Origin of the sequence: Bacillus sp. SRB_8, assembly GCF_003264205.1 — a bacterium.
GTDB classification, from domain to species: Bacteria; Bacillota; Bacilli; order Bacillales; family Bacillaceae_G; genus Bacillus_A; species Bacillus_A mycoides.
Map to the genome: position 1 here is coordinate 194,047 of NZ_NADT01000026.1, position 24,608 is coordinate 218,654.

Sequence of the window (24,608 nt, forward strand, 5' to 3'; positions counted from 1 at the left end):
TCTTCTTTGTTTTGCGAAGTTTTCCTTGCAAATAGACGGTTCATTTTTAAAGTGCGATTATACTTTTAAAGAGCACTCTAAACTTCTCTTTATCTTCTGCTGTAAATGGTTTCGGTCCCTTTGTACGCTTACCGCTTTTTCGAACCATTGCACTTAAATACCGTGTTTGTAACAATTGTTCAATGTTTTCATTCGTATACTTATAGCCTTTATGGTGTAGAACGATACAGCCTTTTGCTAAAGCAAGCGAAGCAAGACCGTAATCTTGCGTTACGATTAAATCTTCTTTTTTTGCTAACTGCATAATCCGGTAATCCGCAGCATCCGCTCCGGAATCAACATAAATTGTTTCTACTCCTGATGGCTGTTCCGCATTAGAATAATGAGAAAAACTAGTAACGAGGGTAACAGGAATTTCAGCATTCGTAGCTTCATAAATAATCACATCTTTTACAGGACAAGCATCTGCATCAACGTAAATTTTCATTTTATCACTCCTAAAACTAGGTTCGAGTTGATGATAATGGTAGATTTTTCTTTTGTCAAACGAGAAAGCTTTATTTAAAGTTATTTTCCACAAACCAAAATAGCCTCACGCAAACGAGAAATACCTTTTTCAATTTGATCAATATTCACTTTCCCGTAAGATAAACGAATATAACCATCTTTAGCACCGAAAATACTACCCGGCATAAAGGCGATTTCTTGTTTTAAGCTTTGCATAATGAGTTGTTTTTCGTTTATAGGTTCGTTTAATTTTCCCCATATGTATATACCACCGGTTGGGCTTGAGAAAGAGATTTTATCGTGAAGTTGCTCATTTAGGGCACGGACGATAACGTCTCTTTTTTCTGCTAGTTGTTTTCGTAACGGTACGATATGCGACTGAAATGGTACAGTTTCAAAAAATTGCTGCATAAGCCACTGGGGGAAGATGCTCATTCCTAATTCCATTTGGTGTCGTGCATCTGATAAACGTTCTACTACTGACTGCGGGGCGACAAGCCAGCCAACTCGTAAACCTGGCGCAATCATTTTTGATAAGGAATGTACATAAATGACAGTTCCGTTTTCATCAATCGATTTTAAAGTAGGGCAAGGTTGTTTATTTTCTAACGCAAGTAAACTAGATGGATCATCTTCAACGATCGCGATTCGTAAGTCTGCGCAAAGTGATAACAGTTTTTTTCTACGGTTTGGATGAAGCATTGTTCCCGTAGGGTTTTGGAAATTTGGATTTAGAAAGATCATTTTAATACGATGCTTTCTATATAACTCTTGCACATCATCCGGATTAATACCATGCTCATCGACAGGTAATGGGAAAATACGAATACCTGCTGATTGGAATAACGGTAATGAATAGCAGTGAGAAGGACTTTCGAAAGCGACTGCATCACCTGGATTTAATAAACATTGTACGATAAGGTGAAGTGCTTGCTGTGCGCCAGATGTAATCATAATGGATTGTTCAGTCGCTTCAACTTTTAAATATTCCTTCATATATTTCACTACCGCTTGTCTTAGCGGGAGATAGCCTTGCGGATGATCGTAACTTAATGAATGCGTTAAAGGTTGTTCTCGTAAAATCGTTTGTAGTTGATCGTGAGGATAGAGATTACAACCGAGCTCTCCGTTTGCGAAATCTATAATATTTTCATTTTGTTGTACTTCTGATCGAATATGGCGAAGTAACGGTAAGTTTGGTAAAAACGTACCACCTTCTACGAAATTTCTCCAGTTCGGTGTTAATGTTGGAGAAACGCCCCACATATGTGTACTTACACGTGTACCTTTACCAGTCGTACTTTCTACAATTCCCATAGCACGTAGTTCATTATAAGCAGTTGTTACCGTACTTCGGTTTACATTTAACTGCGTAGCTAATTTCCGTTCTGAAGGGAGGAAGCTACCTGGGGGAAGTTCTCCGTATGTAATACGTTTTTCAATAAAGTCAACAACTTGCTGATAAATTGGGATTTTACTGTCGTTATCTAGCTTCCATTCCATACAAACGCCTCCGCAAATCTTATATACATTAAGTATAACAAATTGGCTGGGTAAAAAAACAGCCAATTGGACGGTGTTATATCCAGCCAATTTTACTATGCTAAATAGGGAAGGGGAGATTCGGATGAAACGATGGCAAATGGAATGGCTCCTAGTATCAGTAGCATTAGTATGGGGAGCAAATTATACAATTGGAAAGTATGGCGTGGCATATATGTCATCCATTCAATTTAATAGTTTACGATTTTTAGTAGCATCTCCGGTATTATTACTTATTACATTTTTAATGGAACGCTCACTTCGCATTGAAAGAAAAGATTGGTTACGATTAGTAGCAGTCGGTATCGTTGGAACGACAATGTATCAAACGATGTTTATGCTATCTGTAAAATATACTTCAGCAACGAACGCCTCATTACTAATTGCGATGTCACCTATTTTTACAGGAATATTAGCAGTATCGCACAAACAAGAACGTTTTTCGATGAAAGTACAAATTGGTTCAATAGTAGCGTTTATTGGTGCAGCATTCGTTTTATTAACAGGGCATACGGGAGGAGCTACATACGAGTATGCGTGGCTCGGAAATGTAATTGGATTAGTCGCAGCAATTGCGTGGGGATGGTATCCCATTTTAGCGCAACCACTTATCACAAAATACTCCGCAATGAGAGTCACATCATGGTCTACTTTAATTGGAATTGTACCTCTCGTTATATACTGTTTATTCAATGTAAATACATTAACGTGGCCAGTAGATACGCCAAGCTGGGGATCACTAGCATATTCAATCGTCTTTGCGACAATCTTCGGACTTGCAATGTGGTATGTCGGTATTAGTAAAATAGGTTCAACGAAAGTAATGGTTTATATGTATCTCGTACCATTGTTCGCAGTTATCTTTGCAGCTGTAACAATTGGAGAGCAAATCAATATGATGCAACTTGTTGGCGGTCTTATTATCTTTATCGGTTTATATGTTGTAAAAAAAGGCGGAATCAAAAAGCCAGCTCTCAATTTGAAAAAAGTGAGCTAACAGTAAAAAGGATCTCTTTCATATAGAAGGAGATCCTTTTTTATTTAGTAGTAAAAGTGCTTGTTCAACAGCCCATTTTTGATGATCATGAATTAAATGTTCTATAGCAAGCGATGGAGACATCCATTGTAAAATATGGTCTTATTCATGAACTTCAACTTCATGAATCTTCTTTTTCGGCATAAAAATATCGTGCTGCATTACCGATAGAACGATCAATTTCAATCGCCCAACCTAATTCCTCTAGTAATTCACGATGTAAACATGCTTCTTTCGTTTCCGTACTTTCCATACCGTCACCAGGTAAAAAGTAATGTTCTCCTTTTTCGATGATAGCTATTTTTGAGCAAGTATTGTTAAAAATAACCGCATAGCAACTAGGCCGTAATACATACTGGACGGTAGGGTTTTTAGAGATAAATGTCGGTTTCGAAATCATAAAACACGACCTTTCTCTATAAAATACATAAAAGGGATATTAAGGTAAATGTAGAATTATGTAAGTATAATCTTATATGAGTGGAGTGATATCAACATGATAAATCGAAAGTGTTCACGATGTAAAGAAATAACAGGTACAATACATGGTGGTAAAAAAATAAATGAAGAATTTTTGTGTGAGGATTGTCTTAAAAAAGGAATTGCGAGTGGGGAAATCGAATTATCACAAGTGGAAGAAGAACAAACTTCGTATCTTTCTATAAAAATATTAAAAATAATGAGTGTTATTTATTTAATAGTATCTATTATAACTGCTTTTTCTGCTGGAGCACTTATACAGGATCCAGGGCTTGGTGGAATATCATTTTCAATAACAGGTGCAGTTGGTGTTATGGTAATTGGATCGATATTCCAGTCTGTTCTTGTATTTTCAGGTATTTGGGTATTCATTCTGTTAGTCGAAACGGTTATTAAAATATATGAAAAAATGAAGTGAGTGAGAGGGAGAAATACATGCGAGTAAGAAACATTCAAGGGGAAGATTATGTAAAGATTCATTCTGTATTAAATGATTGGTGGGGCGGAAGAGATATGGCTAGTATGTTGCCGAAGTTGTTTTTCGTTCACTTTCAAGAAACGAGTTTTATCATTGAAGAAGATGGCGAAACGTTAGGTTTCTTATGTGGATTCTTTTCACAAACATATAAAGATGAAGCATATGTTCATTTTATAGGTGTAAATCCGAAGTTTAGAAGAAGAGGAATCGCATCGACATTGTATTCTTATTTCTTTGATGCTGCTCGTGCAAATAACCGTAAAGTTGTAAAAGCAATTACGTCACCAATTAATAAAAAGTCGATACAGTTCCATCAAGAAACTGGCTTTCGAATTGAGGCTGGGGATGATGAGGTAGAGGGGGTATCGGTACATACAAATTATGATGGGAACGGCGGTAGTAGAGTGTTATTTTTAAAAAATGTGTAAAAGGAGGCTAGCTTAACGTTAGCCTTTTTGTTGTGAGGAGGGATAAATATGGAGAGTTCTCAAAGTAGAAACGAGTATTTACGACGTGTTTATAAAGTGCAAGACTATATAGAATCACATATAAATGATTCACTTTCAATTGAAGATTTAGCTAATGTGGCAGGCTTCTCAAAATTTCATTTTCATAGAATTTTTAAAGGGATGATGGATGAGCCGTTATCTCGGTATGTGAATCGTTTGAAATTAGAGAGGGCAACACACCTTCTTACTTATCGTACAGATATGACGATTACAGACATTGGGTATTACTTCGGGTTCACAGATTCAGCAGTTTTCTCCCGGACATTTAAAAGTTATTACGGAGTAAGTCCGTCTCACTATAGAAATAACAATAGCAAGAATTGCAAAGACGTAAGCGGAACTTCTCAATACAATGAGTATAAGAAGGTTCGAGGAAATGTTGAAATTGTAACAGCGGACAAAGTAAACGTCGCATACATAAGACATGTAGGTACATATAAAGATTTAGCTATAGATTTTCCGGAAATGATAGAAAAACTATTTCATTACGCATCGGAGCAAAACTATCATGCATTCGAGGATACGAAGGTATTAACAATTTACCATGATCATCATGAGTTCACAGAAGACTATCATTTAAGAACAAGTCTATGTATAACGATTCTAGATGAAGTAGTAGAAGGAAATAGTGATATTGGATTGATGACAATACCATCAGGTAAATATGCAGTAGGCCACTTTGAAATATTGCCAGATGAATATAAAGGGGCATGGGATTTTTTATACGGCGAGTGGCTACCGAATAGTGGATATAAACCGAGAGATTCGTATCCTTTCGAAGTATATAGAAATGATCCAAGGCAGCACCCGGAAAATAAACATATAGTCGATATATATGTACCTATCGAACCTTTTTAATCATAGATTAAGGGGGAAGAACGATGAAAACTGCTGAACAGTTAGATTGGACTATAAAAGAAAACTATAAAAATATAAATGGTGTATTAGTTGTACAAAAAGGTAATGTTACTTTTGAAAATTATTATAATGGTTACGGTCCAGATGATACATTTCATGTAGCATCGGTCACAAAAACGATAATCTCTGCGTTAATTGGGATATGTATAGATAAAGGATATATCAAAAGTGTTAATCAAAAAGTAATAGAGTTTTTTCCTGAATATAATCTTAAGGCATCTGAAGTAACAGTTCGGCATCTACTTACAATGACAGCTCCATATCCTTATATAGACTGGCAGGAACCGTTAGAAGAACTATGTACACAAATGGACTGGGTGAAGTATACGTTAAATAGGGCAGGAAAAGGTGGAGAAATTGGACCTTTTAAATATTCATCGGCAGGCGCACATGTACTATCAGCAATTATTACGAGTGTAACAGGGAAAAGTGCTCGTGAGTTTGCGAACGAATATCTATTCAAGCCTATCGGTATAAGAGAAATTCCAAACTACAATATGAAAGCATTTGGATTCGATGACTTATTCGGAAAAGATGTAAAGGGATGGGTTCATGATCCAAATGGTATTTCGACAGGCGGCTGGGGACTAACGTTAACAGTTAAAGATATGGCTAAGTTTGGACAGATGTATTTGAATGAAGGTATTCATAATGGAAAGGAAATTCTTTCAAAATCGTGGGTACAAGAATCAATAGCGATGAATTCAAATCAATACGGTTACTTATGGTGGTTACGAGAAGAAGATGGGGTCTTTTCATACTGTGCCATGGGTGATGGTGGGAATATGATTTGTTGTATTCCGGAGAAGGAATTGCTTGTGGTGATTGCTTCGGAGATTATACCGGAAGCGCAGGATAGATGGAGATTAATCAAAGAGTGTATATTTCCTTATTTAAAAGTTTTACAAAAGTTACAATAAGAGAAATAGTTAAACTTGCTATGTTCTACATAATTGAAATAAGTGCTGTGAGAACGGAGTCGTTCAATTAAAATTAGAAAACTTCAACACCTATACGATTATTGAATAATTGAAAGGTGTTGAAGTACTTAATGAGCTAATTAAGGTACATTAAACTGAAACACTTTTTTTAATTGTTAACTATTTTTTAACTTTTCGATGTATAAGATACATAATGCAGAGCGCAATTGCTAAAAAGATAAATTTAATTAACTCCATTAGGCTGGCATCCCACTTGTTTTGCAATCCATCTGTTAAAAAAAATACATTAAACATACCATGTAAAATTGCGGGTGGTATTACAGAACGACCGTACTCTCTCGTGTACGTCAAAATTATAGATAATATAAATAATAACGATAGATAACTTAATATTCCTACAAACCATAACTCATAGTTTTTATAAAAGAGTGCTACTGGTAAATGCCATAAAGACCAAAGTGAAGCTGTAATTATTGCGGTTTGTATTAATGAATATTTTTTTCGTAAATAGTAATGAAGATTCCCGCGCCAAATAATTTCCTCAAAAAATGCAGACAAAGCTGCAATTGTAAGACCAATGAGTAGGAGAAATCCCAATTCATTGCAGTGATTAAATAAGAACTTTATATTATAAATATAAAAATAGAAATGGAGACATAGACCTAGAAGTAGTGGGAATAAAATGGAGAAAATTAGTGATTTTAATGTTGGACGTGAAATGCCAAATGTATGGAAAATTTCTTGTTTCTTATATGCTTTTTGATATAAAATAACGGCTAACAACGGAACAACCATCGTGAAACCCAAATAACTACGACCATTTTCTATGTTTAGCAAAAAGATATAAAAGAACGATGTGAGAGAATAAATGTAAAATGTTGAATGATAAACTATGTTTTTATTAATATTTATCACCTACCTAAGTACGTATAATTTGTTAATCAAATATTGGATATTTTAATTATATATGAAATGGAAATAGACAGAATGAATATTTTCATATTGTTGATTCTAGTAATAGAGAAGGGGATTAAATTATATCTCTTTTTTTTGCTAGTATAGTAAGAGATAGAAAGAGACTTCACTAGATGGATAAAAGGCGTTGTTTGAAAGGTGAGGGTATGATGACAAAGTCTAATGTTGTAGAAATCATTTCAGCATTAGTAGCTATTATCGGTGTGTATGTACTAATAAATGCACCAGAAATGGGGAGTAAGGCAACAAGTGAATCTGTTGCAGAGCAGGGCGGTCATATGGATACAAGTACGTATTTAGCTTTATTACAAGGATACGGAAATTCTTATACAATTCTAGGTGCGATTTGTTTATTTATGGGGTTTCTCAGTTTAATTTCGATAATTTCAATTCAAATGTATAAAAGTAAATAGGGGTTGAAAAAAACAATGCTCCTGTCAATTTGATAGGAGCATTGTTTGTATGAATATGAATGATTTAGATTAGATGACCTCATGTTATAGATTAATGAGTGGACATGAGCAACTAAGATTTAATATTAATCAGGTCTAAATCTATGAAAATGTTGAAAAGTAAACATTCCGTATAACTACAGAAGGCTTTTTTAAAACAGGGTATATTATTGGGATATTAATGATCAGTAAGTTGCTCATCTGAATGTACAGAGAGAAATAAAGCAGGATTAGGAAAAATCTTAGTGTATGAAAATCAGCAGTCAATTTTAAAAATAGCGTAACTTAGAATTTATGTCATTTTGTTAGAGTAAATGTAAAAAATACGTAAAAACGTTAATTAAAAGAATTTTCTACTTTTCTGTTGTTTTTTTTCTTATATAATGAGGTCACGGCCCGAAAATAGTTAAATATTTAATTGAAGTAAAACAACAAATCCCCCGTAACTTTTCACAACAAAAAATCGTTAAACAAATGAATAGATTTTTTATCACGAATGGGGGAGAACCATGAAGATTCTAATTCTAGGTGGTACACGATTTTTAGGAAGAGCTTTTGTAGAAGAGGTTTTAAAAAGAGGGCATGAAGTTACATTATTTAATCGTGGAACAAATAAAGAAATTTTTCCTGAAGTGAAGCAGTTAATCGGTGACAGAAATGATGATGTTTCAAGTTTAGAAAATCGAAAATGGGATTTGGTCATGGATACGTGTGGATTTTCTCCTCATCACATTAGGAATGTAGGAGAAGTACTTAAAGATAATATAAAGCATTATACATTCATCTCAAGCCTTTCCGTATATAAAGATTGGATTCCGTATCACATAAAAGAAGATTATATATTACAACCCGAACCATCAAGTGATCAAATAAAGGCTGTGGAGAATGGTGAAGTATCCCCTTATGAGTATTACGGTGCGCTTAAAGTACTATGTGAAAAAGAAGCAGAGAAGTATTGGCCGGGGCGTGTTTTACACGTAAGAGCAGGACTTCTTTCAGGAATGTTTGATTATACAGATCGACTTCCATACTGGATTCAGCGTGTATCGAAGGGTGGGAAAGTGTTAGTGCCAGGAAGGAAAGACCGCCCAGTACAGTTCGTTGATATAAAAGATGTCGCAAGCTTTGGACTAAACATGGCAGAAAACAATAAAGTAGGTACATTTAATGTAACGGGTCCGAAAGATGAGCTGACGATGGAAGAGCTATTAAATATGAATAAAAAGGTTACGAATAGCGACGCTGAATTCGTTTGGGTTGATGAATCGTTTATGAATGAACATAAAGTAGGGCCATGGACAGAAATGCCATTATGGCTTCCAGAAACTTTTTCATTAGAAGGTGAAACAGATCCGTGGAAAGGTGGATTCTCTATTAATATAGAGAGCGCAGTTAAAGAGGGTCTTACTTTTAGGAGTTTAGAAGATACAGTTACAGACGTGTATGAGTGGATGAAAGAAACGAAAGGTAGGGAATTAAAGGCAGGTATTTCAATTGAAAGAGAAAAGGTGCTGTTAGATAAGTGGTATGAAATAAAGAGAGCTTAAATAGGAATCTTATGAAAAAAGGACTCTGTCTATTGGTTAAACAGAGTCCTAATATTAGTCTACCACTCAATCGGTTCTTCCCCGTACATTTCCCATAGCTTAGGAAACATCTTTTTCAAACCTTCTTCGTCATCTTCATCCCAGTCTAACTCGATATCAACTTCCTCAAATTCTTCATTTGATAAGACATGGTATAGTGTAAAGTATGTATCATCTTCATCCCCAGTCTTCTCCATATATACTTCTTGTCCGAAATATAGCGTAAGTTCTTCTATTTCTGGAACATCATACTCGCTCAAATTTTCTAATACAGGAATTAAAAGTTCTGAATCTTCAATACACGCTTCGTATGTTTCTTTTCCTTGATATAATAACCACCCGCGGAAGTAATCAAAACTATCATCCGAACAACCGCCCATAATTATATAAGCAGCCGCCCATAAGTGAGACGTATAGGAAGCTTTTAAAATATGGTGCATATGTGTGTCAAAAGCTACAATTTCATGTACTGTACGTTTAGCAAGGTGAGAAGTGAGCCATTCTATTTGTTCTTCTTGGTCTTCGCCTTTCGATTTTGCACGAGCGAGTAGTTCCCAAAATTCTTCTTCTGTTATCGTTTTTTCTTTTATATAATCTTCCCCTAGAATAGGGTCGGTATATCCTTTTTTTCGTTTGTTAGCGATTAGTTTGTTAGCTTCTTTTATGCATTCTTCTTCTGTTTCAAACTCTTTCGCTTTCACACTACCAGCTGTGCCGATTTTTCCGTAAAACACAACGTAGTCTCTATCTTTCACAACGATTTTCCAAAACTTATTTGATTTCTCAGTTTGCTGGATTAATAACGTTTCCATTCGTACCCCCATATTGCTTTTCTAGTATGCATTGTGATTGTAACATATGTATAAATACCTGTAATGACAAAAAGGTAAGTGTAGTTTTCGGAAAGTTCGAAAACCATTGAATGAAATAGAAAAATTTAGTAATCTTATTTGTACAGCACATACATAATAGTTTTGTAATGATTTGATATTTAAATAATATATAGGGGGCATTCAGGATGGATCTTACGTTTAAAGTAGAGGAAACATGTTTTAATTACCGAGTCGGAGCAATTTGTAAACATGATAATAAAATACTCATTCTGCAAGGTGACGGTGAAGATTTTTGGTACGTACCAGGCGGAAGAGTGAAAATGCTAGAAAATAGTGAAGATGCGTTAAAACGAGAGCTTGCAGAAGAACTAGGCGTACCTATTGAAGTGAAGAGATTAATATGGTCAGTAGAAAACTTCTTTACACTTTCTGAGCGAAAGTTTCATGAGATTAGTTTTTATTATGAAGTAGAATTGCATGAATTACCTGCAAATGGGGCGGATCAATATATTCTTGAAGAAGAAGGTAGAAAATATTTATTTAAGTGGGTGCCGGTAGAAGAGTTACATGCATATAACTTACAGCCAGCGTTTATAAAAGATAAAGTAAAGGATGTATCAGTTCATACAGAACATATCGTTTTACAAAAGTAAGCGTGCTTGGAGGGGAAAACGGTGAAGGGGACTAAAAAAGAGATACATATAGATGATAAAGTCATTCGTTACACACATATCGAAAAAGGTTCTAATACAATTTGTTTTATGTTCTCAGGTTCAGGCTACAATTATGACAAGCCGTTATTTTATTATGCAACGATGCTTATGCTTGAAAATAAAATAGATGTAGTTCATATTCATTATTCCTATGATGGACAGTTAATGGAAAAACCAATGGAAGAAGTAACGAAAGTAATGATGGATGATATTAATCCTATTATTAATGAAGTGCTAAAAAGTGGAGAATACAACGATTCGATGTTTTTAGGAAAATCACTCGGAACAATCCCGATTGCGAATGATTTATTGAAGAGAGAAGAATTTGCACATTCAAAAATGATATTGCTTACACCATTACTAACTGTTGATTCGATTTTTGATTCTATCTTACATAGTCATCACGACGGGCTTTTAGTAATCGGAGACAAAGATCATCAATACAATGCAAGTCAAATGGAGCGATTAGAGCAATCCAATTTAAAGATTGAGATTGTTAAAAATGCAAACCATTCTTTAAATGTTGGGGAATTTGAAACAGGGAATTCAATTACAGTTATAGCAAAAATAATAGAAAAACTTGAAGAAACAATAGAAACAATTAAAGTTTGAATGAATAATAATTATCAAAATACATGCAAAAGAGGTGCTTATTGCACCTCTTTTTTTATGTTCAAATTTTAATTCCTATGAAGCGAAGCCGGCATTAAATAGGAATATTACTTTTCTTTTTCCTATAAAAAGCGGATAACAATTTTTAATAGTAGTTATTACAATTTAAATACGGAAAATTCAGAAAAGTTTTAGGAACTTAAGAGGAGGTAATTGAAAGCGTTTACTGATTTTGAAATACAAGAAAGGGAAAATTCCCATATAAGGAGGCTATTAAGATGAAATCGATTAACCCGATGAATGTGATAGACGAGAGTCGTATTCATTCCATGCATATTTGGTTAATATTTTGGTTGTTTATCGTAATTGCATTTGATGGATATGATGCTGTTATTTATGGAGCAACAGTACCTTCGCTCATTAAAGAGTGGGGAATATCGGATGTTACAGCAGGGGCAATTGGTAGTTATACAGCTATAGGAACGGCAATTGGTGCTGCTTTCTTTGGTTTATTAGCTGATAAAATAGGTCGTAAAAATATCATACTAGTAACTACAATCTTATTTAGTCTATTTACATGTCTAGCTGGTTTTGCGAACGGTCCTGTAATGTTTGCGGTTTTCCGTATTATCGCAGGTATAGGGCTTGGCGGAGTTATGCCGAATGTAATTGCTATAGCAACAGAATTCTCGCCGAAACGAGTTCGAACTGCTATCGTATCTTTTATTTTTTGCGGATATTCAGTTGGAGCAATGGCAGCAGCACTTACAAGTCGTTCCCTTCTTACGACAGCAGGATGGGAGCCCGTTTTTTGGTTAGCAGGAATTCCGTTATTGTTTATCCCGTTTTTAATGAAAAGTATTCCTGAGTCTGTTGGTTTTCTTTTAATGAAAGGAAAAATAGAAGAAGCTAAAAAAGTAATAGCTAAGGTAAATCCACAATTAAGTAAAGATGTGGCAATTGAATTTACAAAACCATCAACTAAAGAAGCTGGTTCTCCGGTTGTTAAGTTATTTGAGGAAAAGCGCGCCGTAAGTACAATTATGTTTTGGATTTCATGTTTCAGTGCTTTCGTACTCATTTACTCTATGAGTACATGGTTACCAAGGCTTATGATGCAGTCAGGGTACGATCTTAAATCAAGTCTCACATTTACGGCTGTCATGCAAATTGGAGCTATTGTTGGAACACTCATATTCGGTCCAATAGTAGATAAAATCGGATTTAAAAAGGTACTTGTCCCATTATTTTTCTGTGGAGCAATTGCGTTATCACTCATCGGATTTGTAAATAATATGTTTTTGGGGTTTTTGTTAATTTCAGTGATTGGGGCTTCTTCTGTCGGACTTCAAAATATGTCAAATGCATTCGTTTCTCAATATTATCCTAGTAATATGCGCTCAACAGCAGTAGGAAGTACAATGGCCTTTGGGCGTCTTGGAGGTGTGGTAGCTCCGACGTTGGTAGGTATTCTTCTTTCCATGCATTTATTGCCTCAATATAATTTTGCGGCAATTGCGACTGCTGCTGTAATCGGTGGTATAGCATTGTTATTTGTTAAGGAAGAACATGGGATTTATTATAAAGAGAAAAAAGAGATTGCTAGTGGAAATAATAATGTAACTACAGCAAAATAGTGAATGATCAATCCCGGGGACACATTTCTTCGGGATTTAAAAATGTTTAGTGAATAATTAGAATATTTACTTTTATTTTATGTGACGTTTCTTATACAATAGATAAAAAGGTGAAATGGGGGATGGGGCGTGTCTAGTAATAAAAGAGAGAGATTAATGAAAAGAATAGAATATCATTTACGAAATACATCAAGGCAGCTTATTAAAATCGATACGGAAGAAGAGGCGCTTCAGTATTTAACTCATTCTTTTTGCGCAGAATTACATTGTGATTTCGTTGCTGTAATTATTAATGAAGGAGGACAGTTTTTGCCAAAAGCATGGAGTGGAAATTTAACTTCTTTAGCTTCAGCGTTTCCTCTTCATGCTGATGAATGTTCTTCCAAACTACAATATCAAAGCATAACGGATCAAACGGCAGATGAACCAGAAGTGTGTCTTCTATCTGAAACATTGAAAAGTGCTGGTGCGGAGACTTGGTTTACCGTCCCGTTAAAAGATGATATCCAGCATTTTGGGTTTTGTATTGTCGCCTTTTTAAATCATGTCCCGCTTTTAGATATGGAAATATCATTTGCAGAGTTCGGAAAAGATATAGCAGTGGCAATAGCTGTCGCAAGGCAAAAAGAGTCGCAGTTGAAAAAGATTGAAGGCTTTGGATGGATTAGCAAAAATCTGTCACTAGATGTGCCGTTAGAAAAGCATGTATATGAAGTAACTTCTAAAGCGGGAATGGAAACAAATTCGCATTTTGCATGTGTTTACTTGTATAACGAGACGGAAAATTGTTTTGTCCTACAACCACCATCATATGGAGAAATGAGAAGGCCATACAAAATTATGGTTGAGGATAAATATGTATTAAAAGAACACTTTCCATTTTTTGAAACGATTGGTGGTGAACAGTTTACTGCTCCAATCATTATTGATATGAAACCGATTGGAGTATTACACGTTGAAAAGAAATGTGAAGGGGTTTTTACGGAGGCAGATTCAAAATCACTTGAAATGATTGCAAATCATTTGGCCACTATACTAGATAATGCAAGATTATATAATGGCGAGAAAGAACATAAGCAACGTCTTCATTTTCTATTGGATTATCAGCAAGCGTTATTAAAAGAAACGGTCGATGATAATAATTTTGAAGGTATTACAACAATGCTTGGTAGTCTGTTTCAAGATACAGTATTTATTTTTGATAGATTTATGCAACCTATAGCATTTAATGATGAAAAGGATAGTCGCTTAGCAGAACATTTAGCTGAACTAACGAGAGAAGAACGTAAAGAGCAAAGATTTACTGATACTTTCCAAATTAATGATCCGAATAATAGTGATTATTGTTTTTCGTTTTGGATTATTAATGGGGGCGGTAATTTTTTAGGTTATTTAGCAGTACGAAGATCTAGTGGAGGGATGGATGAATTTGATCAATTAACGGTTGATTTAGCCCGAAATATATGCTCCATCCAGTTTATTAAACAAAAGCTAGTTCTAGATACGAAAGAACAGATGAAAGACAGTTTTATTAGTAAATTATTAACTGAAAAAATTGAGGATCGAGATAATATTTTGCAATATGCTAATTTATATCAATGGAATCTTTTCAAAAAACATCGAGTAGCGGTATTATCAATTTCACTCGATGAGAAAGAATTAAAGAAAGGAAACCTACTCGAACAACAAGCGAAAAAGTCACTTATATGGGACTTGATTAAGACGCGTCTTCCAGAACTCGGGACAGGCATTTTAGCAGTATCCCATAATGATGAACAACTTTTAATTGTTCCTATTGAAAATCAGAAAAAAATCGCTGATACATTTTGGGAATCGATGTTTTATAGCATAAAAAAATGGATTGGTTCATCACCTATAGGCTGTCGTGTTTTATTAGGGATTGGCGGTGTTACAAAACAATTGGAAGACTATTATATTAGTTATCAGCAAGCTATACAGACTTTAAATATTTTAGATAGTCGCTTTCGCAAACAGGGGTTTGCGCTATTTGAAGATCTAGGATCGTATGCCATTTTACATCATTTAAACCATCCAACCGCTGTAGATCTTTTTGTAAAGAAACAAATTGGTCCACTGATTGAATATTCAGAAGGGAAGAATATTGATTTATATAATACATTACATGTGTTCTTACAAAACAATGGAAATGTAAAAAGTGCTGCAGAAGAACTTTTTATTCATAGAAGTTCTCTCTTGTACAGGTTAGAAAAAATTGAATCACTCATTTCAGTTGATTTAAATCATGCGGAAGTGAGATTTAATTTAATGATGGCATTAAAGCTTTATGATATGCATGGGGAAGTAGTAGGATAATAGAAGTTTATATTTCCAGTGATGTTCTATTTTGATAAAAGGAGGTTTCACTTTTATCCGAAATCTCTTTTATCCCACTGATTAAAGTTGCACTTTATTTTTATATAATTGTTTTTCAAAACTTGTTACACTATATAGGTATTTAAAGGAATTATAGAGTTGAAGGTGATATACATGAAGAAATATAAAATAGGAGAAGTAGGAAAGGAATTTGGAGTTTCAATAGATGCTTTAAGGTTTTATGAAAAGAAAGGGTTCCTAAAACCACAAAAGGACAAAGATAATGGTTTTAGATTTTATACATATGAGGATTTTGGAGTATTTTTAGCAATTAGAAGTTTTAGACAAATGGGTTTTCATGTTAAGGAAATTGGATCGGTTTTTAACGGTTTAGAATATGATGACATAATGAAAAAATGTAATGATAAAATAGCTGAAAAAAATGAAGCGATAAAACAGTTAGAGTTAGAAACAAAGCAAATAAATGAATTTATGAACTTATTACAAGAATATAAACAAGAAGATAAGCGATGGGTTATAAAACAAGCTGAGACTTATTATTTTCTCAAACATGTTCATTTAAATGAAGGAACATTATATGCAAATCCCTTATTAAAAAAGTGGTTGAATTTCTTGCCAACAGTTTCTCCAGCATTATGTATTCCGCTTGAAGAATATAGATTGAAAAATATAGATAACAGTTATTGGGTAATGGCTATCTCTGAATCAAAGGTGAAAGAATGTCAATTACCTATGGATGATTCGGTTATTCAAATACATATGGGAGAGTGCTTGAATTATTTATATGAAAAAGACGTGGATGAACCGTTATCATCGTTGATATTAGATGAACCATTCGATATTATGCAGGAACAGGGATACGCTCTTAACGGAGATGTTTTATGTCGATACGTTTGTGAAACAAAGAGTCAAGACAAAACAGTTGAACATTATATTATTATGATTCCTATTATGAAATCAAATAATGCAAGGTGACCTCGTAAATGTGAAGTAGAGAAGGAAATGAAAAAGGTGCATGTAATTGTTAGACACAGTCTACAATTACATGCACCTTTTTTTTGGAACAAAAGAATTTTCACGCGGTGTCCAGTTAAGTTTATCCAGCTATTTGTGGGCAGTAAAACTCCCACCTCAAAATTCAGGTGGAGCAAAGAAGTTAGGTGGGAGTCGGGCTGTCCGTAAACGCCCGATTGGTATGGGCTAATAATCAGTGGGGAATGAACAAAATCCGGTTGATTAAAGCTTCACTTTATACAAATTATACAAAATAAATGAATTAATTAAATTAAGCTATTGACCCTAGTCTTAGACCATAGTTTATATTGAACCTATAAAGAAAGCGCTTGCATAGATAGAGAGTATGCAAAGCACTTAAAATAAATATTGGAGGTTTTTAATATGAGAAATATCGTACTTTTATGTAATGCAGGTATGTCTACAAGTATGTTAATGAACAAAATGAGAGGGTATGCAGAATCAGCAGGTTATAACTGTGAAATTAATGCTTATGCACTAACTGAAGCAAAAAATGTTGGACCAACAGCAGACATCATTTTATTAGGACCACAAGTTCGATATGCATTAAATAATGTGAAAAAACAATTGCCAGAAAAGCATATTGAAGTAATTGATATGGCAGCTTACGGCATGTTAGATGGGAAAAAAGTAATTGAACGAGTGAAAACCATTTTAGGTGATTAAAAGTTTCTGCATTTGGAACGATTAACGAGCTTTATACGATTTATGTCAGTTATAAAAAGTACATATTTTGAGGGAGGTCATCGTCTGAAAAAGATAAAGAAATTTCCAATTTTATGTATGGTAATAGGGAGCTTGGCAGGTGGTTTGGTACTTTCAGGATGTTCATCAGAAAGCAAAGATAAGGCTTTAAAAGACTCAGATATAACACTTATAACGAATGTTCTTCCGTATGGGGAAGTAGGAGCTACCGTCGTTTGTGACTTTGGAGATACAATAGATAGTTCAAAATTAACAAAAGATAGTTTCAAAGTTGAGGTGGAAGTGAATGGAAAACCTCAAAATAGAAAAATAAATAAAGTGTATACAAATAATAAAGCTGAGGTATCAGAGGCTTCAAAAGACGGACAATACGTTGTGATCGAATTAGATGAAAACGATAAACATGCATCTACTTCAACATTTGATGAAGAAAAATTTTTAAGCACAAGAGATAATTTAGATTATAAGTTAACTCTTACGAAAGAAATTAAAACAAAAGAAGGTGCAACTTTTAAAGCATCTGAACAGAAAAATAAAATTTCAAATGTAGTTACTCCTGTTGTAGATGATTTTAAAAAAGGAGTATATCAAGATGCATCTGGAAGCAAAATACAATATAGACTTTTTGAGCCTAAAAAAGATCCTAACAAAAAATATCCATTAGTCTTATTTTTACATGGATCAGGTGAACGAGGAAATGACAACTATATGCAAGTCGTAGGGAATCAGGGCGCTGTAGCGTGGGCTAATCCAGAACAGCAAAAGAAAAATCCTGCATACGTGTTAGCTCCTCAGGTTGAAGCAACTGAAAACCTTACAGCATATTGGACCGAGGAACCTAACTATACTACTATGATGAATTTACTAAAAGAAACCATCGATAAATATGATATTGATAAAAATCGCATATATGTTGTTGGTATGTCCAATGGTGGAATTGGAACTTGGAATGTTATTAAGAAAAACCCAGGTCTTTTCGCAGCTGCTGTTCCGATTTGTGGAATAGGAGATTTGCCGGGAAATAAGCTTGTTGGTGAATATGGACCGATGCAAGATACTTCAGTATTCAAGGATATTAAAGATATGCCAATTTGGGTCTTCCATGCAGAAGATGATCCGCTGGTTGATGTGAGATATAGCAGAGATGCTGTACGAGCGATTAAAGAACTAGGTGGTTCTTTGATCAAGTATACAGAATATCCAACTGGAATCGTTCAACCTATGGGACACTTCTCTTGGGTACCAGCTTTGCAGGATAAAGAGATGATAAATTGGATGTTTAATCAGTCAAAATAATTTTTAAATATCTTAATTATAAAAATAGCATTCTACTCATGTAGGTGGTACATGCATATTTTTATAAACCGATAAGGAGAATTCATAATGAGTAAAAAAATATTATCACTTTGCTTGTTAGTTTCTTTAACAGTTTCATTATTTGGATGTTCAGCAAATGAAGGCCAAAAAGTGAAAGAGAAAAAAGAAGAAAAACCTGTGGAACTTTATTTGGTAAGGCATGGAAAAACGATGTTAAATACGAATGATAGAGTACAAGGTTGGGCGGATGCACTACTTACAAAAGATGGTGTTGAAGTAGCAGAGTACCTTGGAAAAGGTTTAAAAGGAGTTAAGTTTGAAAAGGCATATAGTAGCGATAGTGGACGTGCGGTAGAAACAGCGAAAATTGTGTTAAATCAAAGTGGAAATAAAGATATGAATATCAATCAAAGTAAAAATTTGCGGGAAGCATGTTTCGGTGAGTTTGAAGGAGAATTGAATCATACTTTTCACGAGAAACGTGCAGAAGCTAATAATATGACATTAGAAGAATTTAAGAATAATTTCGATGTTGATATGATGCTTAATACTGCAGCTAAGATTGATAAAAGTAAACAGGCTGAAAGTACTGAAGTAGTCTCAAAGAGAGTAAAAAAAGAAATCGATAAACTTGTAGCAGAAGTAGCTGAAGATGGGGGCGGTAACGCGCTTGTTGTATCGCATGGAATATCGTTAATGGCGTTGTTATATACAATATCTCCTGAATCCCTTAATAATCTTGATGGTGGTCTAGCTAATGCAAGTGTTTCAAAAGTTACATATAAAGATGGGAAATATAAAGTTGAGTCTGTAAATGATATGAGCTACGTAGAAAAAGGAAAAAAGTAAATTAATTAAAAATCAGAAATATTGGAGGTAATTATGAAGCTGTTAGAAGGGACAAAAAACGGACTAGAACGAATCATCACACCACTAACAAATTATCTCGGAAATAGTAAAGTAGTGAATGCTATTACATCAGGAATGATGATGACAATTCCTGTTACGATCGGTGTTACATTGTTTGCTATTTTAGGTAACTTACCATTTAAAGGGTGGAAAGAATTTTTAATTAAAATTGGTTTATATACGCACATGCAGGACATGATTAGTGCGACACTTAGCTTGCTAGCAGTATATATGGTTGTCATTATTGCTTATTCTTATGTGAAAGAAGAAGGTATGAACGGAATGACAGCTGCTGTTATAGCATTAGGTAGTTTCTTATGCTTAATGCCAATGTCAATTAAGGTTGGAGAAGAACAAATTCCAGCTATTTTAAATCAGTATTTAGGTAGTGATGGAATATTCGTTGCCATGTTTGTCGGCGTGTTCACCGGTAAATTGTACTGTGCATTAAAAAGAAAAAATATTGGAGTGAAATTACCGGAATCAGTACCACCTATGGTAGCTGATGCAATTAATCCAGTATTTATTTCAATCATCATTTTCACGATTATCTTCTTTATTAGAGTAATATTTGGCTATACTCCATATGAAAATATTTTTAACTTTGTAAGTCAAGTAATCTCGTTACCTGTAAAAGTAATCGGATCATCTGTTTGGTCAGTTATTGCTATCTTTACTTTTATGAATATATGTTGGTTCTTCGGTTTGCATCCAGCACCAATTATAAATGTATGGTATAGTGCGACGGCTCCGTTATTTACAGCAGCAATTACAGCTTTCGCTTCAGGAACACCATTTTCGGAAATTCCTTACTTAGCATTTAGCTTGATGCATTTTGCAGTTGCCATTGGTGGAACAGGAAATACGTTAGGTTTAGCAATAAACCTACTATTTGCGAAATCGGAGCAATATAAATCACTTGGAAAAATCGGTATCGTCCCAAATATCTTTAATATTAATGAGCCGATTGTATTTGGATTACCGCTTGTTCTGAATCCAATATATTTTATTCCATTAGTAGCATCTTCGATAGTTGGCGGGTTAATTGGTATCGTATTCCTTAAAATCACGGGAATTTTATCTACCTTTAACCCACTTATTGAATTGCCATGGGTAACACCAGCACCATTTGCAGGTTATATTTCTGGTGGTTGGTTACTATTAATCATGACGGTATTAATTATTATCTCTCAAATTCTACTATATTATCCGTTCTTTAAAATGGGAGATAAGAAAGCTTATGAGGCAGAACAACAAGCAGCAACTGAGCAATAATAATGTATCCCTCAAAAGCCCGATTGTTGTGGGCTAGTAATCAGTGGGGATGAACGAAACCCCACTGATTGTTTTTTGATTTATAAAAATAAAAAAATGTTAGGAGAATCGTTATGGAACAAAATGAATTAGTAGTATTTAAAATTATATCAACAGTAGGTAGCGCACGATCTTCATATATTGAAGCAATTCAAGAAGCAAAAATGGGTAACTTTGAACAAGCGAGACAATTAATGAATGAGGGTAGTGAAACTTTTATTGAAGGCCATAGAGCGCATGCTGGACTGATTAGTAGAGAAGCGGCTGGTGAAAAAGTAGAAGTTAGCTTATTACTAGCACATGCAGAAGATCAATTAATGAGTGCAGAAGGATTTAAAATTATAGCAGAAGAGCTTATAAGCGTTTATGAAACATTTTTAGTGAAACAAGTTTAATATAAACAAACTATAACAATACTATTTTTGAAAAGGAAAGGTAAAAATTATGCTCAATAGTTCATTTAAAAAAGACTTTTTATGGGGAGCTTCCACAAGTGCTTACCAAGTAGAAGGGGCCAATAATAAAGATGGAAAAGGCCTTTCTGTTCAAGATGTGAAAGTTATTCCTGAAGGTACGTCAGATTTTACAGTTTGTAGTGATCATTATCATCATTTTAAAGAAGATGTGAAGCTTTTTTCTGAATTAGGGCTAAAAGTATATCGGTTTTCAATAGCTTGGACTCGAATTCTTCCAAATGGTACGGGAGAAGTGAATGAAAAAGGTATTACATTCTATAGCAATCTTATTGATGAATTGCTGAAGCATGATATCGTACCGTTAGTAACGATGTATCATTTTGATTTACCGTATGAATTAGAGAAAAAGGGTGGATGGAGTAACCGTGCTACTATCGATGCATTTGTTACATATTGTGAAATCCTGTTTGAACGTTTTGGAGACCGAGTAAAGAATTGGTTAACAATTAATGAACAGAACATGATGATATTACATGGACAAGCTGTTGGGACATCGATAGTATCTCAAAAAGAGCTATATCAGCAAAATCATCATATGCTTTTAGCAGAGGCAAAGGTAACAAACTTATGTCACGAGATGATACGTGATGCAAAAATTGGTCCAGCACCAAATATTAGTTATGTGTATCCGAAAACATGTAAGCCGAATGACATTATTGCAGCTCAAAATTGTAACGCAATTCGTAATTGGCTATATCTCGATATGGCTGTATATGGTAGATATAACAATATAGCGTGGAATTTCATGAAAAGAAAAAATATCGAACCAGTCATTCTAGAGGGAGATATGGAGATTCTATCTAGTTCAAAACCAGATTATATAGCGTTTAACTATTATTCTTCTATTACTGTTAGTGAATATGATGAGAACTTTGTAATCGATGAAGCTGCTGATCAACAAATTGAAGTAGGTGAAGAAGGGTTCTTCATGGGTGACGATAATGAACATCTAGAATTAACCGATTTCGGTTGGGAAATCGACCCAATTGGCTTCCGAGTTACATTAAGAGAAGTGAATGATCGTTATAACTTGCCAATTATCGTTACAGAGAATGGGATAGGTGCTTACGACAAAGTAGATGAAGATGGATCAGTGCAAGATCACTACCGAATTGATTATTTGAAAAAACATATTGAACAGATGGAATTGGCAATTGCAGATGGAGTGGATGTAATTGGTTATTGCCCTTGGGCGGCAATCGATTTAATTTCTACGCATCAAGGTTTCAGAAAAAGATATGGTTTTATTTATATAAATCGTGATGAAGACGATTTAAAAGATTTAAAAAGAATAAAGAAACAGAGCTTCTATTGGTATAAAGAAGTTATTTCATCAAATGGAAAAGAACGATAACATATAGTTTCGAATTTCACATCATAGAGTGCGTACCTCAAGGGAAAATTATTTATTTTGAGGTGCGCACTTTTTTATGAAAAATAACTGTACCTCTTACTAAATGAAAAATAAAGCAGTTTGAACCGAAATGAATACCATCAAAATGTACGAAAGAAATATGTATATTTCCTACACTATGTATATACAAAAACTTTTTGGATATAGATATAATTTATTTACAGAACATTTTAAAAGTTATTCAAGGGGGTAGAAGAATGGCGATTCAAACAATTGGTATTGTCGGTGCAGGATCTATGGGGTCTGGCATTGCAAATTTAGCCGCATTAAATGGGTTTACAGTTATTTTACATGATATTGAAGAGCGTTATTTAGATAATGCAATACAACGTATGAATGGTTTTATGACTAAGAGTGTTACAAGAGGAAAGATGACGGAAGAAGATAAAGAAAAAGCGCTTGGCCGAATTCGACTCACTACAACTTTAGAAGATATGAAGGATGCGGATGTAGTTATTGAAGCCGTATTAGAAAAATTAGATTTGAAGAGGGAAGTGTTTGCAGCTCTAGATCGAATCGTTCCTGAAGGGGTTATACTTGCAACAAATACTTCATCCATGTCTATAACAGAGATTGCTTCAGCAACGAACCGTCCAGAACGTGTGGCGGGCATGCATTTCTTTAATCCCGCACAACTTATGAAACTTGTAGAAGTTGTTCGTGGTTATCGAACGAGTGATGAAACAGTCAAAGAATTGAAAGCGCTATCTAAAGAGCTTTCGAAAGAACCAGTTGAAGTAAAGAAGGATTCCCCAGGATTTATTGTGAATCGAATTATGATTCCGCAATTTATAGAGGCAATTAAATTGCTAGAAGATGGCGTTGCCTCTGCAGAAGATATTGATAAGGCTGTTACACTCGGTCTTAATTATCCGATGGGACCATTTACACTTCAGGATTTTGCAGGTGTAGACATTGGTTATCATGTGATGGAGTACTTCAAAGAAGAATTAAATAATGATCAATACGCGCCGCCGCTGCTTTTAAAACAACTAGTTAGAGCAGGTAGACACGGCAAAAAAACAGGTGCAGGTTTTTATGATTATGAATAAAGAATGGGGGATTAAGTTATGAATTATGAGTTTTTAATTTGTGAAATTGAAAATAGAGTTGCGATTGTTACAATTAATCGACCACCTGTAAATCCATTGAATACACAAGTGTTTCATGAACTTTCCGTTCTATTTGGTGAACTAGAGGCAAATGAAGAAGTACGAGTAATCGTTCTTACAGGAAGCGGAAGGAAGGCATTTGTCGCAGGCGCTGATATTAATGAAATGGCAGCACTTGATCTTGTCGGTGTAAACAAAATGAATAAGACTTCACGAACAGTATTTAGCAAAATTGAAAATATGTCAAAACCAGTTATTGCGGCGATAAATGGATTAGCTCTTGGCGGTGGTTTTGAACTCGCACTCGCATGTGACTTACGTATTTGTTCGGATCAAGCAAAATTCGCTTTTCCAGAAGTGGGACTCGGAATTATTCCTGGAGGCGGAGGTACACAGCGTCTTCAAAAGATTGTCGGCCAAGGTATAGCGAAAGAATTACTTTATTTCGGAGATATGTTTGATGCTCATCGTGCGTTCGATTTACATATTGTCAACAAGGTAGTACCTGCGGAAGAGTTGTTTGAGTTTGCAAAGGGATGGGCATATAAATTGGCAAAAAAACCACCAGTAGCACTTCAAATGTTAAAAACGGCGGTAAATGTAGGTAGTAATGCTGATCTTGAAACAGGCTTAATAATTGAAAGCACCTGTTTTGGAAATGCGTTCGCAACAGAGGATCGTAAAGAAGGATTACAAGCATTCGTTGAAAAAAGAAAACCAGTTTATTTAGGGAAATGATGAGGTGAATGGGA

At 34.6% G+C, this 24,608-nt stretch carries 24 protein-coding genes and 1 pseudogene; 20 read left to right on the top strand and 5 right to left on the bottom strand.

Annotated elements, in window-relative coordinates; all coding sequences use genetic code 11:
* Positions 1–46 precede the first annotated feature (46 nt).
* Both B5P40_RS22755 and pdxR read right to left on the bottom strand, forming a co-directional pair.
* Entirely contained in the window at positions 47–487 is a 441-nt protein-coding gene (locus B5P40_RS22755) for a YaiI/YqxD family protein (protein WP_016101131.1), read from the bottom strand.
* Positions 488–567: 80 nt separating this feature from the next.
* Positions 568–2,010 carry a MocR-like pyridoxine biosynthesis transcription factor PdxR gene (gene pdxR / locus B5P40_RS22760; protein ID WP_113709932.1) on the bottom strand — a complete coding sequence of 481 codons (1,443 nt, stop codon included), beginning with the start codon at positions 2,008–2,010 and terminating at the stop codon, positions 568–570.
* A 124-nt stretch (positions 2,011–2,134) separates the two neighbouring features.
* Between pdxR and B5P40_RS22765 the strand changes: the two genes are divergently transcribed.
* Positions 2,135–3,046 carry a DMT family transporter gene (locus tag B5P40_RS22765; protein ID WP_113709933.1) on the top strand — a complete coding sequence of 304 codons (912 nt, stop codon included), beginning with the start codon at positions 2,135–2,137 and terminating at the stop codon, positions 3,044–3,046.
* Positions 3,047–3,064: 18 nt separating this feature from the next.
* On the opposite strand, the pseudogene B5P40_RS22770 reads toward B5P40_RS22765, so the two are convergent.
* Positions 3,065–3,485, bottom strand: a pseudogene (locus B5P40_RS22770) (NUDIX domain-containing protein).
* A 96-nt stretch (positions 3,486–3,581) separates the two neighbouring features.
* Here B5P40_RS22770 and B5P40_RS22775 point away from each other — a divergent pair.
* The 4 genes from B5P40_RS22775 to B5P40_RS22790 are packed head-to-tail and all read left to right on the top strand — an operon-like array spanning position 3,582 to position 6,390.
* Complete coding sequence (locus B5P40_RS22775; protein ID WP_113709934.1) at positions 3,582–3,983, top strand: DUF3980 domain-containing protein; 402 nt, start codon at positions 3,582–3,584, stop codon at positions 3,981–3,983.
* A 17-nt stretch (positions 3,984–4,000) separates the two neighbouring features.
* Positions 4,001–4,471 carry a GNAT family N-acetyltransferase gene (locus B5P40_RS22780; RefSeq protein ID WP_113709935.1) on the top strand — a complete coding sequence of 157 codons (471 nt, stop codon included), beginning with the start codon at positions 4,001–4,003 and terminating at the stop codon, positions 4,469–4,471.
* Between the two features lie 48 nt (positions 4,472–4,519).
* The gene (locus tag B5P40_RS22785) at positions 4,520–5,410 is read left to right on the top strand and encodes an AraC family transcriptional regulator (RefSeq protein WP_113709936.1); all 891 of its coding nucleotides are present in this window, start codon (positions 4,520–4,522) and stop codon (positions 5,408–5,410) included.
* A gap of 23 nt (positions 5,411–5,433) precedes the next feature.
* Positions 5,434–6,390 carry a serine hydrolase domain-containing protein gene (locus B5P40_RS22790; protein ID WP_113709937.1) on the top strand — a complete coding sequence of 319 codons (957 nt, stop codon included), beginning with the start codon at positions 5,434–5,436 and terminating at the stop codon, positions 6,388–6,390.
* A 180-nt stretch (positions 6,391–6,570) separates the two neighbouring features.
* On the opposite strand, the gene B5P40_RS22795 is transcribed toward B5P40_RS22790, so the two are convergent.
* On the bottom strand, positions 6,571–7,326 hold the full coding sequence (locus B5P40_RS22795; RefSeq protein ID WP_113709938.1) for a CPBP family intramembrane glutamic endopeptidase: 756 nt from the start codon (positions 7,324–7,326) through the stop codon (positions 6,571–6,573).
* A 173-nt stretch (positions 7,327–7,499) separates the two neighbouring features.
* Between B5P40_RS22795 and B5P40_RS22800 the strand changes: the two genes are divergently transcribed.
* Positions 7,500–7,799, top strand: coding sequence for a hypothetical protein (locus B5P40_RS22800; protein WP_113709939.1), 300 nt, complete (start codon positions 7,500–7,502; stop codon positions 7,797–7,799).
* Positions 7,800–8,347: 548 nt separating this feature from the next.
* A complete protein-coding gene (locus B5P40_RS22805; protein WP_113709940.1) occupies positions 8,348–9,385 on the top strand; it encodes an SDR family oxidoreductase in 1,038 nt (345 codons plus the stop codon).
* 59 nt (positions 9,386–9,444) lie between these two features.
* Here B5P40_RS22805 and B5P40_RS22810 read toward each other — a convergent pair whose 3' ends face one another.
* Complete coding sequence (locus B5P40_RS22810) at positions 9,445–10,236, bottom strand: DUF4240 domain-containing protein (RefSeq protein ID WP_078175746.1); 792 nt, start codon at positions 10,234–10,236, stop codon at positions 9,445–9,447.
* A 206-nt stretch (positions 10,237–10,442) separates the two neighbouring features.
* Here B5P40_RS22810 and B5P40_RS22815 point away from each other — a divergent pair, with 206 nt between their 5' ends.
* From B5P40_RS22815 to B5P40_RS22880, 13 genes are all read left to right on the top strand, one after another.
* Entirely contained in the window at positions 10,443–10,910 is a 468-nt protein-coding gene (locus B5P40_RS22815) for an NUDIX hydrolase (protein WP_078175745.1), read from the top strand.
* 21 nt (positions 10,911–10,931) lie between these two features.
* Positions 10,932–11,582 (top strand): alpha/beta hydrolase, encoded by a 651-nt coding sequence (locus B5P40_RS22820; protein ID WP_113709941.1) that lies wholly within the window; start codon positions 10,932–10,934, stop codon positions 11,580–11,582.
* A 278-nt stretch (positions 11,583–11,860) separates the two neighbouring features.
* Entirely contained in the window at positions 11,861–13,219 is a 1,359-nt protein-coding gene (locus tag B5P40_RS22825) for an MFS transporter (protein WP_044438168.1), read from the top strand.
* Positions 13,220–13,348: 129 nt separating this feature from the next.
* Positions 13,349–15,553 (top strand): helix-turn-helix domain-containing protein, encoded by a 2,205-nt coding sequence (locus B5P40_RS22830; RefSeq protein ID WP_078175743.1) that lies wholly within the window; start codon positions 13,349–13,351, stop codon positions 15,551–15,553.
* 174 nt (positions 15,554–15,727) lie between these two features.
* Positions 15,728–16,549, top strand: a complete 822-nt coding sequence (locus tag B5P40_RS22835; RefSeq protein ID WP_113709942.1) for a MerR family transcriptional regulator — start codon at positions 15,728–15,730, stop codon at positions 16,547–16,549.
* 423 nt (positions 16,550–16,972) lie between these two features.
* Positions 16,973–17,275 carry a PTS sugar transporter subunit IIB gene (locus tag B5P40_RS22845; protein ID WP_078175740.1) on the top strand — a complete coding sequence of 101 codons (303 nt, stop codon included), beginning with the start codon at positions 16,973–16,975 and terminating at the stop codon, positions 17,273–17,275.
* A 42-nt stretch (positions 17,276–17,317) separates the two neighbouring features.
* Entirely contained in the window at positions 17,318–18,610 is a 1,293-nt protein-coding gene (locus B5P40_RS22850; protein WP_113710074.1) for a prolyl oligopeptidase family serine peptidase, read from the top strand.
* 87 nt (positions 18,611–18,697) lie between these two features.
* On the top strand, positions 18,698–19,480 hold the full coding sequence (locus tag B5P40_RS22855) for a histidine phosphatase family protein (RefSeq protein WP_113709943.1): 783 nt from the start codon (positions 18,698–18,700) through the stop codon (positions 19,478–19,480).
* Positions 19,481–19,513: 33 nt separating this feature from the next.
* Entirely contained in the window at positions 19,514–20,815 is a 1,302-nt protein-coding gene (locus B5P40_RS22860; protein ID WP_078175737.1) for a PTS sugar transporter subunit IIC, read from the top strand.
* 113 nt (positions 20,816–20,928) lie between these two features.
* The gene (locus tag B5P40_RS22865) at positions 20,929–21,249 is read left to right on the top strand and encodes a PTS sugar transporter subunit IIA (protein WP_061674867.1); all 321 of its coding nucleotides are present in this window, start codon (positions 20,929–20,931) and stop codon (positions 21,247–21,249) included.
* A gap of 49 nt (positions 21,250–21,298) precedes the next feature.
* The gene (locus tag B5P40_RS22870) at positions 21,299–22,684 is read left to right on the top strand and encodes a glycoside hydrolase family 1 protein (protein ID WP_078175736.1); all 1,386 of its coding nucleotides are present in this window, start codon (positions 21,299–21,301) and stop codon (positions 22,682–22,684) included.
* Positions 22,685–22,941: 257 nt separating this feature from the next.
* Positions 22,942–23,796, top strand: a complete 855-nt coding sequence (locus B5P40_RS22875; RefSeq protein WP_060750405.1) for a 3-hydroxyacyl-CoA dehydrogenase family protein — start codon at positions 22,942–22,944, stop codon at positions 23,794–23,796.
* Positions 23,797–23,814: 18 nt separating this feature from the next.
* A complete protein-coding gene (locus tag B5P40_RS22880) occupies positions 23,815–24,594 on the top strand; it encodes an enoyl-CoA hydratase/isomerase family protein (protein WP_044438180.1) in 780 nt (259 codons plus the stop codon).
* The last annotated feature ends 14 nt before the right edge of the window (positions 24,595–24,608 follow it).

Coding starts and splice junctions, on each gene's coding strand:
- B5P40_RS22755 (WP_016101131.1), bottom strand. CDS start 487: ATGAAAATTTACGTTGATGCAGATGCTTGTCCTGTAAAAGATGTGATT.
- pdxR (WP_113709932.1), bottom strand. CDS start 2,010: ATGGAATGGAAGCTAGATAACGACAGTAAAATCCCAATTTATCAGCAA.
- B5P40_RS22765 (WP_113709933.1), top strand. CDS start 2,135: ATGAAACGATGGCAAATGGAATGGCTCCTAGTATCAGTAGCATTAGTA.
- B5P40_RS22775 (WP_113709934.1), top strand. CDS start 3,582: ATGATAAATCGAAAGTGTTCACGATGTAAAGAAATAACAGGTACAATA.
- B5P40_RS22780 (WP_113709935.1), top strand. CDS start 4,001: ATGCGAGTAAGAAACATTCAAGGGGAAGATTATGTAAAGATTCATTCT.
- B5P40_RS22785 (WP_113709936.1), top strand. CDS start 4,520: ATGGAGAGTTCTCAAAGTAGAAACGAGTATTTACGACGTGTTTATAAA.
- B5P40_RS22790 (WP_113709937.1), top strand. CDS start 5,434: ATGAAAACTGCTGAACAGTTAGATTGGACTATAAAAGAAAACTATAAA.
- B5P40_RS22800 (WP_113709939.1), top strand. CDS start 7,500: ATGGATAAAAGGCGTTGTTTGAAAGGTGAGGGTATGATGACAAAGTCT.
- B5P40_RS22805 (WP_113709940.1), top strand. CDS start 8,348: ATGAAGATTCTAATTCTAGGTGGTACACGATTTTTAGGAAGAGCTTTT.
- B5P40_RS22810 (WP_078175746.1), bottom strand. CDS start 10,236: ATGGAAACGTTATTAATCCAGCAAACTGAGAAATCAAATAAGTTTTGG.
- B5P40_RS22815 (WP_078175745.1), top strand. CDS start 10,443: ATGGATCTTACGTTTAAAGTAGAGGAAACATGTTTTAATTACCGAGTC.
- B5P40_RS22825 (WP_044438168.1), top strand. CDS start 11,861: ATGAAATCGATTAACCCGATGAATGTGATAGACGAGAGTCGTATTCAT.
- B5P40_RS22835 (WP_113709942.1), top strand. CDS start 15,728: ATGAAGAAATATAAAATAGGAGAAGTAGGAAAGGAATTTGGAGTTTCA.
- B5P40_RS22845 (WP_078175740.1), top strand. CDS start 16,973: ATGAGAAATATCGTACTTTTATGTAATGCAGGTATGTCTACAAGTATG.
- B5P40_RS22850 (WP_113710074.1), top strand. CDS start 17,318: ATGTCAGTTATAAAAAGTACATATTTTGAGGGAGGTCATCGTCTGAAA.
- B5P40_RS22855 (WP_113709943.1), top strand. CDS start 18,698: ATGAGTAAAAAAATATTATCACTTTGCTTGTTAGTTTCTTTAACAGTT.
- B5P40_RS22860 (WP_078175737.1), top strand. CDS start 19,514: ATGAAGCTGTTAGAAGGGACAAAAAACGGACTAGAACGAATCATCACA.
- B5P40_RS22865 (WP_061674867.1), top strand. CDS start 20,929: ATGGAACAAAATGAATTAGTAGTATTTAAAATTATATCAACAGTAGGT.
- B5P40_RS22870 (WP_078175736.1), top strand. CDS start 21,299: ATGCTCAATAGTTCATTTAAAAAAGACTTTTTATGGGGAGCTTCCACA.
- B5P40_RS22875 (WP_060750405.1), top strand. CDS start 22,942: ATGGCGATTCAAACAATTGGTATTGTCGGTGCAGGATCTATGGGGTCT.
- B5P40_RS22880 (WP_044438180.1), top strand. CDS start 23,815: ATGAATTATGAGTTTTTAATTTGTGAAATTGAAAATAGAGTTGCGATT.